A 17,924-nucleotide genomic window follows, 5' to 3' on the forward strand; every position below is an offset into this window, starting at 1 on the left:
GGAGAGGGGAGCACATTTGCGTAGAACCTGGATGTGTAGCCCGGATGAAATCCGGGGCGTTCCTGAGCCTGACCCGGATTGCATCCGGGCTACGGATTTCCGTCTGGCGAGACAGGCGGACGACTCGCGGCGCTACCGCCCTCTCCCCCAGCCCCTCTCCCATGAATGGGAGAGGGGAGCACATTTGCGGAGAACCTGGGTACGTAGCCCGGATGTAATCCGGGGCAGCGGCGGAAAATTCCCCGGATTTCATCCGGGCTACGTAGGCCTGTGAATACCGCGCCAAAAAACAAGCCCCGCACTTGGCGGGGCTCTTTCATTTCAGCGGACAGCTCAGGCGCTTTGCGCCAGGTCCATCAGCTCGCGGTTGGCCACCGCGTACATGGCGTAGTCGGTGCCGGTGGCCGAGCGCAGCTCGGTCAGCATCGCCTTCCAGCGGTCGACCAGGCGTTGATGCTGGTCGAGCCACAACGCCACGCGCGCTTCGATCTCCTGCGGACCATCGACCATCTGCAGCACCGATACGGTGATCGCGCGCTGCTGCCAGTCCAGGTCATCGCGGAAGGCCTCGCGGGCCAGCGCCTGCCAGTTGCTCTCCACCGGCAGGTTGGTGATCTGCTGAAGGTACCAGGACAACTCCAGCGCACCGCCGACGGCGAAGTAGGCGGTGGCCACCTCGCTGGCGTCCTTGCCGGTGACATCCGCCGCTTCGATGATCGGCAGCAGGGTATACAGGTGGCTGGTGCCGGCTACCACGCGCGCCAGCTCTTCCGGCGTGCCGGCCTCGACGAAGCTCTGGTAACGCGCCAGCCACTGTTCGCGGGCCGGGCCTTCGAGCAGCTCGTCCAGACGACCAACCAGCGCCTCGATGCGCGGCGCGAAGTGCGCCACGTCGCGAGCGGCGTCCAGCTCGTTGCGGCGGCTGCGCAGGAACCAGCGGGTGGCACGACGGCCCAGACGCATCAGCTCGTCCATCAGCTGCAGCTGCAGTTCGGCCGGCACCTTGTAATCCAGCGCCTCGATCTGCGCCCACCAGTGCGGCAGGCGGAACAGGTCACGCACGATCACGTAGGCGCCGGCGACGTTGGCCGCGCTCATGCCGGTGGACTCCTTCAGGCGCTGCACGAAGGTGATGCCCATGTGGTTGACCAGATCGTTGGCGATCTGCGTGCTGACGATCTCGCGCTTGAGGCGATGACGGCGCATGGCGTCGCCGAACTTCTCGGTGAGGATCGCCGGGAAGGCGGTTTCCATCTCGCGCGCCAGGTAGTCGTCGTCCGGCACCAGGGACTTGAGCAAGGATTCCTTGAGGTCGATCTTGCTGTAGGAGATCAGCACCGACAGCTCCGGACGGGTCAGGCCCTGGCCGTTGGTGGCGCGCTCGTTCAGCTCCTCGTCCGAGGGCAGGAACTCCAGGGCGCGATCCAGCTTGCCGGCGCTCTCCAGCGCGTTCATCAGGCGCTTGTACTCGCCGACGCGCTCGCGGGCGCGGCGTTCGGCCAGCGACAGCGCCTGGGTCTGCTTGTAGTTGTTGGCCAGCACCAGTTCGGACACGTCATCGGTCATCTCGGCCAGCAGCTTGTTGCGCTGCTTCTCGGTCATGTCGCCACCGGAGACGATCTCGCCCAGCAGAATCTTGATGTTCACTTCATGGTCGGAGCAGTCCACACCACCGGCGTTGTCGATGAAGTCGGTGTTGCTGGCGCCGCCATGCAGGCCGAACTCGACACGACCGAGCTGGGTCATGCCCAGGTTGCCGCCCTCGCCCACCACCTTGGCGCGCAGTTCACGTCCGTCCACGCGCAGCGCGTCGTTGGCCTTGTCGCCGACGTCGGCGTGGCTTTCCTTGCTGGATTTGACGTAGGTGCCGATACCGCCATTCCACAGCAGGTCGACCGGTGCCTTGAGCAGCGCGTTGAGCAGCTCGGTGGGCGCCAGCTTGTCGGCGGCGATATCGAAGCGCGCCTTCATCTGCGGGGTGATGGTGATGCTCTTGGCGCTGCGCAGGAAGATGCCGCCGCCTTCGGAGATCAGCTTGCTGTCGTAGTCGGCCCAGCTCGAACGCGGCAAGTCGAACAGACGCTTGCGCTCGGCGAAGCTCTTGGCCGCATCCGGGTTCGGATCGATGAAGATGTGCATGTGGTTGAAGGCGGCCACCAGCTGCAGCTTGTCCGACAGCAGCATGCCGTTGCCGAACACGTCGCCGGCCATGTCGCCGATGCCGATCACGGTGACGTTGTCCTTCTGCACGTCGATGCCGCGCTCGCGGAAGTGGCGCTGCACCGAGACCCAGCCGCCCTTGGCGGTGATGCCCATGCCCTTGTGGTCGTAACCGGCCGAACCGCCGGAGGCGAAGGCGTCGCCGAGCCAGAATCCGTACTCGGCAGCGATGCCGTTGGCGATGTCGGAGAAGGTCGCGGTGCCCTTGTCCGCCGCCACCACCAGATAGGGGTCGTCGGCATCATGGCGCACCACGTTCTGCGGCGGCACCACCTCGCCGTCCTTGAGGTTGTCAGTGATGTCCAGCAGGCCGCTGATGAAGATGCGGTAGCAGGCGATGCCCTCGGTCATCACCTCGTCACGCGAGCCGCCGACCGGCATCTTGCGCGGCACGAAGCCGCCCTTGGCGCCCATCGGCACGATCACCGCGTTCTTCACCTGCTGCGCCTTGACCAGACCAAGCACCTCGGTACGGAAATCCTCCTCGCGATCCGACCAGCGCAGGCCGCCACGGGCGACGTCGCCGAAGCGCAGGTGCACGCCCTCGACGCGCGGGCTGTAGACGAAGATCTCGAACTTCGGCACCGGCCGCGGAATTTCCGGAATCAGGCGCGGGCTGAGCTTGAAGCTGAAATAGGACTTGGCCGCGCCATTGGCATCGGTCTGGAAGAAGTTGGTACGCAGGGTCGCCTTGATCAGGTCCAGGTAGCGACGCAGGATGCGGTCTTCGTTGAGTACGGCGACGTTGTCCAGCGCAGCCAGGATGGCCTGCTCGAGTTTCTGCTGCTTGTCCTCCAGGTCCTCGGCGGTGAGCTTGCGCGCGAGGTAGAAACGGGTGCGGAACAGACGCACCAGCTCCTTGGCGATATCGGCGTGGTTGATCAGCGTCGAGGCGATGTAGCTGAGGTCGAAACCGAGGCGGATCTGCTTGAGATAGCGCGCATAGGCACGCAGCAGGGCCACGTCGCGCCAGGGCATGGCGGCGGTCAGCACCAGGCGGTTGAACGCATCGTTCTCGGCATCGCCACCGACGATATGGATGAAGGCGTCCTGCAGGGTGTCGTTGAGCTGCTGGATGTCGACGTCCAGGCCTTCGGCGTAGGTGAAGGCGAAGTCGTGAATCCAGAACTCGCGGCCGTCATTGCGGCGCAGCTTGTAGGGGAACTCGCCGAGCACGCGCAGGCCGAGGTTCTCCAGAATCGGCAGCACGTCGGACAGCGGCAGCGGCGTGTCGGCATGGTACAGCTTGCAGTGCAGCTGCTGGTCGCCCTGCGCCAGCGGCTGGTAGAAGCTCATCACCAGCGGTTTGTCGTTGCTCAGGCTGAGCAGGTGCTGCATGTCCACCACCGCCGAATGCGGGGCGAAACGCTCGCGGTAGCCGGCCGGGAAACCGCCGGGGAATTCGGCCAGGACGTTGGTGCCCTGCGCCTCGCCGAGGCTTTCCACCATCAGCCCGACGTAGTCGTCCTTCCACGAACGGCAGGCCTGGATGACTTCCTTCTCCAGGCGCACGGGGTCGATCTGGGTCTTGTTCTTCGGATCGACGCGCAGGATGAACTGCACGCGCGCCAGTACCGACTCGGAGAAGAAGGTCCAGAACTCGCAATCGGTGGCCTGCAGACGATCCATCAGCACCTGCTGAATCTTCATGCGGGTTTCGGTGGAGTAGACGTCGCGTGGCACGTAGGCTAGGCAGTAGCAGAAGCGGCCGTAGGGATCGCGGCGCAGGAACACGCGAATCTTGTTGCGCTCCTGGATCTGCACGATGGCCAGCGCGGTGTTGAACAGGTCGTCGACCGGGGTCTGGAACAGATCATCACGCGGCAGCACTTCCAGCACCTGGGCCAGTTCCTTGCCCAGGTGGGCGCTGCTGTCGAAGCCCGAGCGCTGCTTGATCACGTCTACCTTGCGGCGGATGTAGGGGATGTTCCACACGCTCTCGGCGTACACCGCCGAGGTGTACAGGCCCATGAAGCGGCATTCCTTGACCACGTTGCCCTTGGCATCGAGTTCGCGGATGGAAACGAAATCCGGGTAGGCCGGGCGATGCACGCGGCTCGGTACCGCGGCCTTGGCGAACGACAGCAGCTGCGGCTCGCGCAGGTAGGCCACCGCCTCCGGCTCGATGTGCAGTTCCTCGGCGGACAACCCGGTGCGCAGGCGCTTGGACAGGCCGAGCAGGGATTTCTCGTCGTAGACCATGGTGCCGCCATCGGCAGTCGGCGCGACGGTGAATTCCTCGTAGCCGAGGAAGGTGAAGTGGTTGTCCAGCAGCCAGTTGAGGTAGACCTTGATTTCATCCAGCTCGGGCTTGTCCACCTTGAGCTTGGCGCGATCGAGCCAGGCCAGCAGTTCGCGCGCCTTGGCCTTCATCGGCTGGAAGTCGGCGACGCTCAGGCGCACGTCACTGAACACTTCGTGAATGGCTCGCTCCAGCGTCTTGAGCTCGGTGCTGCTGGCGCAGCGGTCGATCTCCAGGAACATCAGCGCTTCCTGCAGCACGCCCTCGCCCTGGGTGCCCTTGGGCAGGATTTCCAGCAACTGGCCGCTCTTGTCGCGGCGCACGCTGAACACGCTGTTCTGCAGGGTATGGATGCTGTAGCCGTGGCGATTGAGTTCCATGCGTACCGAGTCGACCAAAAACGGGATGTCGCCATGCAGGATCTCCACCGCGGTGTGGGTAGATTGCCAGCCATGCTTCTCGTAATCGGGGTTGAAGGTACGCACCTGCGGCTTGGCGTGATCGAACTGCTCCAGCATTCGCCAGGCCGACAGGGTGCAGCCGACCAGGTCGGACAGACGTCGCTGGGTCAACTCTTCGAGGGCGATGATGCCGAAGAACTGTTCGGCGAACAGGGCTACTTGTGGCAGCGCCTGCTCACTCACGTGCTGTGCCAGGGCCGCTTGCAGTTGCTGCTGGAAGTCGGCTTTGCTGGCCGCCGTAAAGAACGCCATGGGTTTTGCTCCATTGGGCTGGTGGTTCGACAGGAAGTCTGGATCGCTGTCGCGAAGTGTTAGTTCAACGTTAGTCCATGAAGCGACAATGACACTTGGAAGTCGCAAGCGGACCGGCGTGAGGGAGCGACCGGGTGGTCACACATGGCCGACGAGCTTAACGAGGGACGCCCCACGCCCGCTTGCGGCGCTGCGACATTTTCTTTCAAGGCTGCACCGACACGGTGCAAAAAAGACAGGCCATGGCCCGCCAGCGCAGCGCGAGGCGGGCCATGGCGAGCGCTCAGGCGCCGCGCATGGCTTCGGGCAGCGCCAGCCAGTTCCGCCTGGCCTGAGCCTCATCGACTTTCCTATATCCGGCGCACGCTTTAATTAGTTGGACGCCTCCGGCAGACCATTGAAAAATGGCGACAAGTGATGACGGCCCCGGCCACAACGGCTTATCGGCTGCCTGCCAGAGGAGCTCCCGCGTGAACGACCTGCTTCTGAACTGCGACATCGGCGAAAGCTTCGGCGCCTGGACCATGGGTCTGGATACCGAGGTCATGCCCTTCATCGACTGCGCCAACATCGCCTGCGGCTTCCACGCCTCCGACCCCAGCGTGATGCGCAAGACCGTGGCCCTGGCCGTGGCCCACGACGTACGCATCGGTGCACACACCGCCTACCAGGACCTGGTCGGTTTCGGCCGCCGCTCGATGGACTGCACGCCGCAGGAAGTCGAAGACCTGATGCTCTACCAGATCGGCGCGCTGGAAGGCATCTGCCGCAGCCAGGGCGCCCGCGTCAGCTACGTCAAGCCACACGGCGCGCTGTATCAGGACATGATGCGCAAGCCCGCCACCCTGCGCGCGGTGATGAGCGCCGTGGCCAAGTACGACCGCCAACTGCCGCTGATGCTGATGTGCACCCGCGACAACAGCGCGGCACAGACCCTGGGTGAGGAATTCGGCCTGACCCTGTGGTTCGAAGTCTTCGCCGACCGCGCCTACGATTCGCAAGGTTTCCTGCTCAGCCGCAGCCTGCCGGGCGCCGTGCATCACGACAGCGAGGTGATCGTCAGCCAGGCGCTCGCCCTGGCACGAGGCGAGGCGCTGCAGGCCAGCGACGGAAGCGCGCTGCACCTGAATGCGCAGACCCTTTGCGTGCACGGCGACAACGCCAGTTCGGTGGCTGCCGTGCAACGTATCCGCCAGGCCCTCGACGGCCTGGCCCGGGCATGAAGGCGCCCGAGGCCCGGCTGGAGGTCGCCGGCATCGACAGCCTGATCCTGCGCCTGTTCGAACATATCGATGAAGCCAACATGCCGTGGATGCTGGCCGCACGCATGCGCCTGCAGGAGGCTTTCGGCACTGCACTGATCGATCTGGTGCCCTCCTACACCACGCTGCTGCTGCATTACGACCTGTGCCAGCTCGACGGCAACCAGGCGCGGGCGAAGGTCGCCGAGGCACTCGACGGCCTGCAGCCTGCCGATCTTGAAGGGGGCCGCGAACACCAGCTGCCTACCTGGTACGACCGCAGCGTAGGCCCGGAGCTGCAACTGCTGTCACAGCGCAGTGGGCTCAGCGAGGCCGACGTGATCGAATGCCATAGCCGGCATGCCTATCAGGTATTCGCCCTGGGTTTCGCTCCAGGCTTCGCCTTCATGGGCCTGGTCGAGGAAATCCTTGCCACGCCGCGCCTGAGCACGCCGCGCAAGCGCATCGCCGCCGGCAGCGTCGGCATCGCCGAACGGCAGACGGCTGCCTACCCGGTGGTCTCGCCCGGCGGCTGGAACCTGATCGGACGCACGCCAAGTCGACTGTTCGGCAGCGATATCGAGGGCTACAGCCTGCTGCAACCGGGTGACCGTGTGCGCTTCGTGCCCATCGACCGTGCCGAATTCATCCGCCTGGGCGGTGACGACAGTCCCCTGGAGGCCAGCCAATGAGCGCCATCGATGGCGGCCTGCGGGTAGTGCGCAGCAGCCCCTTCATTCAGTTGCAGGACGCTGGCCGCTTCGGCGTGCGCCACCTCGGCGTGACCCAGTGCGGCGCCCTGGACTGGATTGCCCATCGCTGGGCCAACTGGCTGCTGGGCAACCCACTGACTGCCGCAGTGGTGGAGATCACCCTGGGTGACGCCGAGTTCGAATGCACTCGCGACGCCACGCTGGCGCTGACCGGGGCCGACCTCGGCGCACGGCTGGACGACCAGCCGCTGATGCCCTGGCGCAGTTTCAAGGTACTTGAAGGCCAGCGCCTGAGCTTCGCTCAGCCGCGCCAGGGCGCGCGCGCCTACCTGGCCGCGCCGGGTGGATTCCAGGCGCCACAGGTACTCGGCAGCTGCGCCAGCATGCTGCGCGAGGGCCTCGGTGGGCTGCACGGCGATGGCCGCGCCCTCGCCGTCGGCGATGCTCCGGGCTGGAGCGGCAGCGCCGATGCAACGCGGCAGATGCCCGCCGAGTTCATTCCCGAGTACCAGACCACGCCGTGCCTGCAGCTGATTCTGGGCGCGCAGATCGGCGACTTCCGCGGGCAGAGCCTGTTCGATGCCTTCAACAGCGAGTGGCTGATCGATCAGCGCGCCGACCGCATGGGCATCCGCCTCCAGGGGCCGCAGCTGCAATGCCAGCGTGGCGCGATGATCTCCGAAGGCATTCCCCTGGGCGCCGTGCAGGTGCCGCCGGACGGCCAGCCGATCATCCTGCTCAATGACCGCCAGACCATCGGCGGCTACCCACGCCTGGGCGCGCTGACGCCACAGGCCGTGGCCCGGCTGGCGCAGTGCCTGCCGGGCCAGACGCTGCGCCTGACGCCCACCACGCAGGACGGCGCCCTGCTCGCCCAGCGCCGGCTTCTGACGCAGTGGCGATAGCCGCGCGCCTGCCCGGCCATGGTCGATATCAGCGTCGGCGACCTGCCTCGCATTTCTGTTGCCGGCCCTTTCATGACCCGCGCCGCAGATAGCGGCTGAAGCGGCAAATGCATTAAAGTCGGCGGTCTGCACGCGCGGCTTCGCAAGCCCGCTCATCCGCCAGAAGAGCCCGACGATGGAACACCGTGAAGCGCTGGTCGCGTTACGCCAATTTCTCTCCACCCAGATTCTCGGCCAGGACAAGCTCATCGAGCGCCTGCTGATCGCCCTGCTCGCCGACGGCCATCTGCTGGTCGAAGGCGCCCCCGGTCTGGCCAAGACCAAGGCGATCAAGGAGCTGGCCGAAGGCATCGAGGGCGAGTTCCATCGCATCCAGTTCACCCCGGACCTGCTGCCGGCCGACATCACCGGCACCGAGATCTATCGCCCGGAGACTGGCAGCTTCGTGTTCCAGCAAGGGCCGATCTTCCACAACCTGGTGCTGGCCGACGAGATCAACCGCGCCCCGGCCAAGGTGCAGTCGGCGCTGCTCGAGGCCATGGCCGAGCGCCAGGTCTCGGTGGGCCGCTCGACCTACGATCTATCGCCGCTGTTTCTGGTCATGGCCACGCAGAACCCCATCGAGCAGGAAGGCACCTACCCGCTGCCCGAAGCCCAGCTCGACCGTTTCCTGATGCACGTCAAGATCGGCTTTCCCGATGCGGCGGTGGAGCGCAAGATTCTCGCCCAGGCCCGTGGCGATGCGCTCAATGGCGAGGCCAAGCCCGAGCACCGGGTCAGCCAGCAGGCGGTGTTCGCCGCACGCAAGGAAATTCTCGGCCTGTACATGGCCGATGCCGTGGAGGAGTACCTGGTGCAACTGGTGATGGCCAGCCGCAGCCCGGCCAAGTTCGACGCCGAGCTGGCCGACTGGATCGCCTATGGCGCCAGCCCGCGCGGTTCCATTGCCCTCGATCGCTGCGCGCGCGCCCACGCCTGGCTGGCCGGGCGCGACTTCGTCAGCCCGGAAGACATCCAGGCGGTGCTGTTCGACGTGCTGCGCCATCGCATCATCCTGTCCTTCGAGGCCGAAGCCTCGGGCGTCGATCAGGACCGTGTGATCCAGCGCATCCTCGACGTGGTGGCGGTGGCCTGATGCAGCGCAATAGGCTTGTCTCCCCTCTCCCGCTTGCGGGAGAGGGGCCGGGGGAGAGGGCAGCGAAAAGCCCCACCCTCTCCCCAGCCCTCTCCCATGAATGGGCGAGGGAGCTCGGCAGGATGGCGTGAGATCAATATGTCCAGCCAGCCCCTGTCACCCGGCATCCATATCACCCTCGGCGAGCTGATCGACATGCGTCACAAGGTGCATGAAGTGCCGCTGTTCTCCACCCCGGCTCGGCGCAGCCCGCTGGCGGGCCTGCATCACTCCAAGCTGCGCGGCCGTGGCGTGGACTTCGACCAAGTGCGCGTCTATCAGGCCGGCGATGACGTGCGCACCATCGACTGGCGCGTCACCGCACGCACCCAGGAGCCGCATACCAAGCTGTTCCACGAAGAGCGCGAGCGCCCCATCTTCATCATCGCCGAACAGAGCCAGCGCCTGTTCTTCGGCTCCGGCCTGTGCTTCAAGTCGGTGCTGGCTGCCCGCGCCGCGGCGCTGATCGGCTGGGCCGCGCTGGGCCACAACGACCGTATCGGCGGCCTGGTGTTCGCCGACAACGAACATCACGAGGTCAAACCCCGACGCAGCAAGCAGAGCCTGCTGCAACTGCTCAACCTGCTGGCCCGCGCCAACCAGGCGCTCGGCCCGGAGAGCCAGGCCAACACCGCCCGCGACAACTTCGGCCTGGCCCTGCGCCGCGCGCGCGAAGTACTGCGCCCGGGCAGCCTGGTGATCGTGCTGTGCGACGAGCGTGCCCTCAGCGACAACGCCGAGCAACAGTTGACGCTGCTCGCGCGCCACACCGACCTGTTGCTGCTGCCGCTGTCCGATCCTCTCGATCACGCCCTGCCGGCAGCCGGCCTGCTGCGCTTTACCCAGGGCGGCGCGCAGCTGGAGCTGGACAGCCACAACGGCGACCTGCGCCAGGCCTATCGCGCCCAGGCCCAGGCGCGTGAGGCGCGCTGGCAGCGTCTGGCGCAGAAGCTCGGCGTGCCGCTGCTACCCTTGAGCACGCAGTCCGAACTGGTCGAGCAGTTGCAGGAGCAACTCAGCACCCTGCATTCGAGAAAATCCCTGTGAACCCCATCGACCAGTTGCTACCGCTGATCGACCCGCCGCCCGTACCCTGGTGGCCGCCGGCCCCGGGTTGGTGGCTGCTCGCCGTACTGCTGCCGCTGCTGGGTTGGGGGCTCTGGCGCCTGCTGCGCAACTGGCGGCGGCGCCCACCCAAGGCGAAGGTGCAGCAGGCACTCGACCCACTGCGCCAGGCGGCGCTCGACGAGCTGGCCACCTTGCGCAAACCCTATGATGGCGCACCCGCCGGGCCCTGGCTGCAGCAACTCAACGCGCTGCTCAAGCGCCTGTGCCGCGAACGCTACCCGGACAGCGCCAGCCACACCCTGAGCAGCCGGGCCTGGCTGGCGTTTCTCGACAACCGCTGCCCGGCGGCCGGCCTGACCCGCTGGATGATCCTCGTCGATGGCAGCTACAGGCCACAATGCACGATGAGTGACAAGGCCATCGCGGAACTCGATCAGGCCGTCGCTACCTGGATTCGCAAGCATGTTTGAGTTCGCCTGGCCCTGGGTCTTTCTGCTCGCGCCGCTGCCCTGGCTGCTGCGTCTGCTGCTGCCCCCAGCCGACAGCGGTGACGCCGCATTGCGTGTCGGCTTTCTGGACGAGCTGCAGGCCCTGAGCGGTCGCCGCGCCCGCGCCGCCCTGCCCAGCTGGCGTCAGCAGGCGCCGCTGGTGCTGCTCTGGGCGTTGCTGCTGTGCGCCGCGGCACGGCCACAATGGGTCGGTCAGCCCCTGCCGCTGCCGGCCAGCGGCCGTGATCTGCTGCTGGCCGTGGATGTCTCCGGCTCCATGGATTACGCCGACATGCAGTGGGACGGCGAGCCGATCAGCCGCCTGGAGCTGGTCAAACGCCTGCTCGGCGATTTCATCGAAGGCCGCCGTGGTGACCGTGTCGGCCTGATCCTGTTCGGCAGCCAGGCCTATCTGCAGGCGCCGCTGACCTTTGACCGTCACACGGTGCGCACCTGGCTGGACGAAGCCATGATCGGCATCGCCGGCAAGAACACCGCCATCGGTGACGCCATTGGCCTGGCGGTCAAGCGTCTGCGCCAACGTCCTGCGCAAAGCCGGGTGCTGGTGCTAATCACCGACGGTGCGAACAACGGCGGCGAAATCGACCCGATGGTGGCCGCGCAACTGGCCGCCGACGAAGGCGTGCGCATCTATGCCATCGGCATCGGCGCCGATCCGCAGCAAGGCGGCGCATTCGGCAGCTTCGGTTTCAGCGCCCTGGATCTGGACGAAACCAGCCTGCGCGCGATCAGCGACGCGACCGGTGGCGAGTATTTCCGCGCACGCAATCAGGCCGAGCTGGAGCAGATCGAGCTGACCCTCGATCGCCTCGAACCGGTCGCCCAGCAACCCACCCTCGCCCGCCCGGCTCAGGCGCTCTACGCCTGGCCCCTGGCACTGGCGCTGCTGGGCTCGCTGCTGCTGGTCAGCCAGGTGCTCTGGCCCGACCTGCTACAGCGGCTGAGGAGGCGGGCATGATCCTGTTCTGGCCGGAATGGCTGCGCCCATTGTGGCTGCTGGCCGTGCCCGTGCTGGCCTGGCTGCTCTGGCGCCTGTGGCATCGCGAACGGCAGAGCGGGCGCTGGCAGCTGTTGTTGCCGGCGGCCTTCCATCAGGCACTGCTCAAGGGCGGCAGCGGCCGCTCGAGCAAATTGCCCTGGCTGGCGCTCGGCCTGGCCTGGCTGCTGGCCGTGCTGGCGCTGCTCGGCCCCAGCTGGCAGCGCGTCGAGCAAAGCAGCCAGAAGCCTGCCGATCCCTTGGTGGTTGTGCTCGAACTGACGCCGCAGATGCTCGCCACCGATGGCAGACCCAACCGCCTGGAACAGGCCCGGCGCAAGCTGCTCGACCTGCTCGAGGCACGCCGCGACGCGCAGACGGCGATCATCGTCTATGCCGGCAGCGCCCATGGCCTGGTGCCGCTGTCGGACGACCTGGCCACCAGCCGCAACCTGCTCGAAGCGCTGAAACCCTCGCTGATGCCGGAGCCGGGGCGTCGCGCCGACCTGGCCGTGGCGCGTGCGCTACAACTGCTCGACCAGGCGCAACTGGGCCAGGGTCGCCTGTTGCTGGTCACCAGCGACCTCGGTGACGAGGAACGCAACGGCATCCAGCAGGCCCTGGGCAAGCGCTCGGTACCACTGCTGGTGCTCGGTGTGGGCAGCCGCGAAGGCGCCCCGGTGGTGCAGGAGGACGGCAGCTTTCTCAAGGACTCGCGCGGCGCCATCCTGATTCCGCGCATCGATGCCCGCGTCCTGCGGGAAACCGCCGAGGCCCATGGCGGCCGCTATGCCGCGATACGCCTGGACGACGAAGACCTGAGCCGCCTCGGCCTGCTCGACGGCCCGCAGGCCATGCGCGCGGCGACCGAACCGACACGGCTCGACAGCCGTATCGACCAGGGCTACTGGCTGCTGCTGCCCTTGCTGCTGCTGGCCGCCTGCGCCGGACGCCGCGGCTGGCTGTTCTGCCTGCCGCTGTTGCTGATGCTGCCGCCGCAAAGCAGCCAGGCCTTCGAATTCAACGATCTGTGGCTGCGTCCCGATCAGCAAGGCCAGCGCCTGCTGCAGGCGCAACGCCCGGCCGAGGCGGCGCAGCGCTTCGTCGACTCGCAGTGGCAAGGCAAGGCGCTGTTCGAGGCCGAGGACTATTCCGCCGCCGCAGAGCGTTTCGCCAAGGGCGACGGCGCCGCCGATCACTACAATCGCGGCAACGCCCTGGCCAAGGCCGGCGCGCTGGAGGCGGCGCTGGACGCCTATGAGCAGGCCCTGGAACGCCAGCCGGAGCTGGCCGCCGCGCAGCACAACAAGGCCCTGGTGGAAGAAGCACTGCGCCAGCGCGAGAATCAGCAGCAGTCCGGCGAGGGCGATTCGGACCAGCAACAGGAATCCGACGAGCCGGCCGAGCCGAGTGAATCCGCCACCTCACAGCCCGCCGAGAGCACTGCTGCACAACCCGCGCAACCCGCTCAGCCCGCCGCTGCCGGCGACAACAGCGAAAGCGGCGAAGCCCAGGGCACGGCCGATGGCGCCGGGCAAGACAGCCAACCCGCCAGCGTCCATGAAAGCCCGGACGATGCCGAACCCGTGGGCCAACCCCGCACGGAAGCCGATCTGGGCACCGCGGCAGAGCGCAGGCAAGCGCTGGAACAATGGCTGCGGCAGATCCCGGACGATCCGGCCGAGCTGCTGCGGCGCAAATTCTGGTATGAACAGCAACAGCGTCAGGACTCGAACCGATGAAGCGTCTGGTCTTCCTGCTTCTTCTCATGCTCGCCGGGCAGGCCCAGGCCGAAGCCTTTTTCGCCAGCGTCGACCGCACCCGCCTGAGCGAAGGCGAGACCGTGGTGCTGACGCTGGAATCCACCGACCCGACCCGCTTCGGCCGCCCCGACCTGAGCCCGCTGGAGCGGGATTTCGAGATTCTCGGCAGCCGCCAGGTCAACCGCCTGAGCAGCATCGGTGACACGCCACGCGCCAGCACCCGCTGGATCCTCACCCTGCAGCCGCGCCGCAGCGGCGAAGTGACGATCCCGGCGATTCGCCTGGAAGATGCCGAAACCCTGCCGATCACGCTCAACGTCGAGGAAGCCGTCAGCGCCGGTGACGGTGACAGGCTGGCACCGGTGTTCATCGATGCCAGCCTCGACCAGCCAAGCGTCTACGTACAGGCCCAGGCCATACTGACCCTGCGCATCTACCACTCGGTTTCCATGTATGACGACAGCAGCCTGACGCCCCTGCGCATAGCCGATGCCCGCATCGAGCAACTGGGCGAGCCGCGTACCTACGAGAAGAGCATCGGTGGCGTGCTGCATGGCGTGATCGAACTGCAATACGCCATCTATCCGCAGCGCAGCGGCGAACTGCTGATCCCCGGGCAGACCTTCAGCGCCACCCTGGTCGACCGCTCGCGCAACAACGACTTCCTGCCCTTCGGCCCGCGCACCGGCAAGGTCACGCGGGTCAAATCACCGGACATTCCGCTGCAGGTCAAGGCCAAACCGGCCGACTACCCGCCTGACGCCCCCTGGCTGCCGGCACGGGCCCTGGGCCTGGCGGAAACCTGGAACCCGCAACCGCAGCAGAGCCAGGTTGGCGATTCCCTGACCCGCCGCCTGATTCTCAAGGTCGATGGCCTTTCCAGCGCGCAGCTGCCGCCGTTGCCGGCAACCCAGGTCGAGGGCCTGCGGCGCTATCCGGACCAGCCGCAGATGAACGACCAGAAAAGCGAGAGCGGCATCATCGGCACCCGCGAGGAGCGCGAGGCGCTGGTGCCCAGCCGCGCCGGCAGCTTCGACCTGCCGCCGCTGGAAGTGCTGTGGTGGAATACCCAGACCGACACGCTGGAGCGCACCACCCTCGCCGCCCGCACCCTGCAGGTTGCCGAGAATCCGCAACTGCAGAACGACGAACAGCCCAACACGCCGATGGTGACCACCCAGGTGATCGAGGGGCCGGAACTGTGGCCCTGGCAACTGGCCTGCGCCCTGCTGAGCCTGACCACCCTGCTCGGTTTCGGCCTGTGGTGGCATGCACGCCGGCAACCGGCGATCCAGCGCGCAGCGCAGGCAGGCCCGAGCCCGCGCACGCTGCTCGACGACCTCAAACGCGCCTGTCAGGCTGGCGACGCCCAGGCGACCCGTCACGCCCTCGATGCCTGGGCGCGGCAGCAGCCGGAAACCCTCGCCGATATGGCGGCGCGCTACGTGCCGCTGTCGGATGCGCTGGACGGTCTCAACGGCGCCTTGTACAGCGAAACCGGCCAGCACTGGCAGGGCGAAGATTTGTGGAAAGCCATTCGCAACCTGCCCGCCGCGCAGGAGCCGAGCGCCGCACCGCAGGAAAGCAGCGCGCTGCCGCCGCTATATCCGCGCTAGGCGCGCGATGGGCGTGCAGGATATGCAATCCGAGGCGTGCAACTGGTAGCAACGTAGGGTGGGCTTCAGCCCACCGACAGCGGCTGCCCCTGGTGGGCTGAAGCGGATCGCCGCCCGGCCCACCCTATGCACTACACCCTACGCACTGATTGGCGACACGTAGGGTGCGCCGTGCGCACCGCAGCTACAGCGGTTCTCCGCCTATACCCCGCCCCGCGGCGACAGCTCGACGGGGTATGGGAATATGCGCCGATCCGGCAGATCAACGTTCATCCCCGGTGCGCGCGGCGCTCCCTACGAGGCGCTGGGTAGGGTGCGCCGTGCGCATCAACTGCCGCGATGGCGAGCACTTCTCGTCACCGCCATAAAAACAAAAACCGCGGCACTCGGCCGCGGTTTTCGTTTTACGCATAGGCCATCAGGCTTTGGCGCGCAGCTTCTCCGGGTTGATCAGGAAGCGGGCCAGGGCCGGCAGCAGCCAGATCGCGCCGATCATGTTCCACAGGAACATGAAGGTCAGCATCAGGCCCATGTCTGCCTGGAACTTGATCGCCGAGAAGATCCAGGTCGCCACGCCGATGGCCAGGCAGACGCCGGTGAACAGCACCGCCTTGCCGGTGGACTTGAGCGTCTCGTAGTAGGCGTCCTGCAGCGACATGCCCTGACGCAGGTAGGTTTCCAGACGGCTGTAGATGTAGATGCCGTAGTCGACACCGATACCCACGCCCAGGGCGATCACCGGCAGGGTGGCGACCTTCACACCGATGCCCATGAAAGCCATCAGCGCGTTACCCAGCACCGAGGTCAGCACCAGCGGCAGGATCACGCACAGGGTCGCGGCCAGCGAACGGAAGGTCAGCAGGCACATGATGCTCACCGCTGCGTACACCGCGATCAGCATGGTGGTTTCGGACGCCGCGATCACCTCGTTGGTGGCCGCTTCGATACCGGCGTTACCGGCCGCCAGTACCACCTGCAGTTCGTCGGTGTTGTGCTGTGCGGCGAATTCTTCGGCGGCAGCCACGGCACGCGACAGGGTCTCGGCCTTGTGGTCCTCGAGGAAGATCAGCACCGGCGCCACCGAGCAGTCGGCGTTGTACAGGCCTTCGGCACGGGCGATGGAGTTGTTCAGCACGTCCTGGTTGCGCGACAGGGTCTCCCATTTCAGGTTGCCCTCGTTCATGCCCTTGATCACCTGCTTGGACACGGTGACCATGGAGATGGCCGATTGCACGCCCTCGGTGTTCTCCATCTTCCACATCAGCTCGTCCATCGCGGCCAGGCTGTCATAGGTCGAGCAGCCTTCGGGGCCGGTCTTGATCATGACTACCAGCACGTCGGAGCTGGTCGAGTAATTGCGGATGACGAAGTCGTTGTCCAGGTTGTAGCGCGAATCCGGGTGCAGCTCCGGCGCGCCCTGGTCGAGGTCGCCGATCTTCAGGTTCTGCCCGTACCAGACGCCGCCAGCCAGCGCCACCACGGCGATCACCACGGAAATCGGCGCCACCATCGGATGAGCGAAGTTGGAAATCGCGCGCCAGATCGGGTGATCCTTGGCGGCCTCCTCGCGGCTCTTCTTCACCGCGCGCTTGCCGATGCCGATATAGGAAATGACGACCGGCAGCAGGATCAGGTTGGTCAGGATGATTACCGCCACGCCCATCGAGGCGCCGATGGCCAGTTCGCGAATCACGCCGATATCGATCAGCAACAGGGTGACGAAGCCGACGGCATCGGACAGCAGCGCCACCAGGCCGGGGATGAACAGCTGACGGAAGGCCATGCGCGCGGCAGACAGGGCATCGGTCGCATCGCCCGAGGCCATGGCGATGCCGTTGATCTTCTGCACCCCGTGGGAGATACCGATGGCGAACACCAGGAACGGCACCAGCATCGAGTAGGGATCGAGACCGAAGCCCAGGGTGTGCAGCAGGCCCAATTGCCAGATCACCGCCACCAGGGTGGTGATCACCACCGCCAGGGTGCTCTTGAAGCAGTGGGTGAACCACAGCAGCAGCACGAAGGTGATGCCGATGGCCACGGCGAAGAACAGCGCCACGCCGATCAGGCCGTCGATCAGATCACCGACCTTTTTGGCGAAACCGATGATGTGCACTTTCACATCGGGGTTTTGCGCCTCGTACTTGTCGCGGATCTTCTCTTCCAGCTCGTGGGAGAACTTCTGGTAGTCGAGCTTGATCAGCTTGCTCTGGTCGTTGGGGTCCGGGTAGGACTCCAGCAGCGGGATGTCGACGATGCTGGACTTGAAGTTGTTCGCCACCAGGCGACCGATCTGCCCCGACTTGAGGATGTTGCTGCGCAAATCCTCCAGGCTGTCGGCGGAACCGTCGTAGGTCTGCGGGATCACCTCGCCACCGGCGAAGCCTTCTTCGGTCACTTCGGTCCAGCGCACGCTGGGGCTCCACAGCGACTTCAGGCCGGAACGGTCGACGCCGGGAATGTAGAAGGCCTCGTCATGGATCTGCCGCAGCGTCTCCATGTACTCCTTGCTGAAGATGTCGCCGTTGGTGGCCTCTACCGAGATGCGCACCGTGTTGCCCAGGTTGGCCAGGTCATTACGGTGTTCGAGCATCTTCTGGATATAGGGGTGCCCCAGGGGAATCATCTTCTCGAAGCTGGTCTGCGGACGTACCTGTGCAGCCTGATAGAACAGGAAAATGCTGATCAGCAGGCAGATGAGGATCACCGCCGGGCGATTGTTGAAAATCAGCCGCTCGAGGAAGGAGGCGGGCTGTTGTTGATGCTTGGTCATGCAAAGGCTCC

At 66.1% G+C, this 17,924-nt stretch carries 11 protein-coding genes; 9 read left to right on the top strand and 2 right to left on the bottom strand.

All coding sequences use genetic code 11. From position 1 onward, the window contains the following. Window positions 1–333: 333 nt before the first annotated feature. On the bottom strand, window positions 334–5,175 hold the full coding sequence (locus BLS61_RS16890; RefSeq protein ID WP_090432799.1) for an NAD-glutamate dehydrogenase: 4,842 nt from the start codon (window positions 5,173–5,175) through the stop codon (window positions 334–336). A 470-nt stretch (window positions 5,176–5,645) separates the two neighbouring features. Between BLS61_RS16890 and BLS61_RS16895 the strand changes: the two genes are divergently transcribed. From BLS61_RS16895 to BLS61_RS16935, 9 genes are all read left to right on the top strand, one after another. Further along, entirely contained in the window at window positions 5,646–6,398 is a 753-nt protein-coding gene (locus BLS61_RS16895) for a 5-oxoprolinase subunit PxpA (protein ID WP_090432801.1), read from the top strand. Beyond that, on the top strand, window positions 6,395–7,108 hold the full coding sequence (locus BLS61_RS16900) for a 5-oxoprolinase subunit B family protein (protein WP_090432803.1): 714 nt from the start codon (window positions 6,395–6,397) through the stop codon (window positions 7,106–7,108). The genes BLS61_RS16895 and BLS61_RS16900 overlap by 4 nt, the downstream gene beginning before the upstream one ends. Next, complete coding sequence (locus BLS61_RS16905; protein WP_090432805.1) at window positions 7,105–8,034, top strand: 5-oxoprolinase subunit C family protein; 930 nt, start codon at window positions 7,105–7,107, stop codon at window positions 8,032–8,034. The genes BLS61_RS16900 and BLS61_RS16905 overlap by 4 nt, the downstream gene beginning before the upstream one ends. A gap of 175 nt (window positions 8,035–8,209) precedes the next feature. After that, window positions 8,210–9,169, top strand: a complete 960-nt coding sequence (locus BLS61_RS16910; protein ID WP_090432807.1) for an AAA family ATPase — start codon at window positions 8,210–8,212, stop codon at window positions 9,167–9,169. Window positions 9,170–9,307: 138 nt separating this feature from the next. After that, window positions 9,308–10,255 (top strand): DUF58 domain-containing protein, encoded by a 948-nt coding sequence (locus BLS61_RS16915; RefSeq protein WP_090432809.1) that lies wholly within the window; start codon window positions 9,308–9,310, stop codon window positions 10,253–10,255. After that, window positions 10,252–10,746, top strand: a complete 495-nt coding sequence (locus BLS61_RS16920; protein WP_090432811.1) for a DUF4381 domain-containing protein — start codon at window positions 10,252–10,254, stop codon at window positions 10,744–10,746. The genes BLS61_RS16915 and BLS61_RS16920 overlap by 4 nt, the downstream gene beginning before the upstream one ends. After that, window positions 10,739–11,743, top strand: a complete 1,005-nt coding sequence (locus tag BLS61_RS16925) for a vWA domain-containing protein (RefSeq protein WP_090432813.1) — start codon at window positions 10,739–10,741, stop codon at window positions 11,741–11,743. The genes BLS61_RS16920 and BLS61_RS16925 overlap by 8 nt, the downstream gene beginning before the upstream one ends. After that, the gene (locus BLS61_RS16930) at window positions 11,740–13,503 is read left to right on the top strand and encodes a VWA domain-containing protein (protein ID WP_090432815.1); all 1,764 of its coding nucleotides are present in this window, start codon (window positions 11,740–11,742) and stop codon (window positions 13,501–13,503) included. The genes BLS61_RS16925 and BLS61_RS16930 overlap by 4 nt, the downstream gene beginning before the upstream one ends. Next, window positions 13,500–15,140, top strand: a complete 1,641-nt coding sequence (locus BLS61_RS16935) for a BatD family protein (RefSeq protein ID WP_090432816.1) — start codon at window positions 13,500–13,502, stop codon at window positions 15,138–15,140. Before BLS61_RS16930 ends, BLS61_RS16935 begins: the two co-directional genes overlap by 4 nt. 418 nt (window positions 15,141–15,558) lie before the next feature. Here BLS61_RS16935 and BLS61_RS16940 read toward each other — a convergent pair whose 3' ends face one another. Then, window positions 15,559–17,913 (bottom strand): efflux RND transporter permease subunit, encoded by a 2,355-nt coding sequence (locus BLS61_RS16940; protein WP_090432817.1) that lies wholly within the window; start codon window positions 17,911–17,913, stop codon window positions 15,559–15,561. Window positions 17,914–17,924: the final 11 nt, after the last annotated feature.

It is taken from the genome of Ectopseudomonas guguanensis (assembly GCF_900104265.1).
GTDB lineage: Bacteria > Pseudomonadota > Gammaproteobacteria > Pseudomonadales > Pseudomonadaceae > Aquipseudomonas > Aquipseudomonas guguanensis.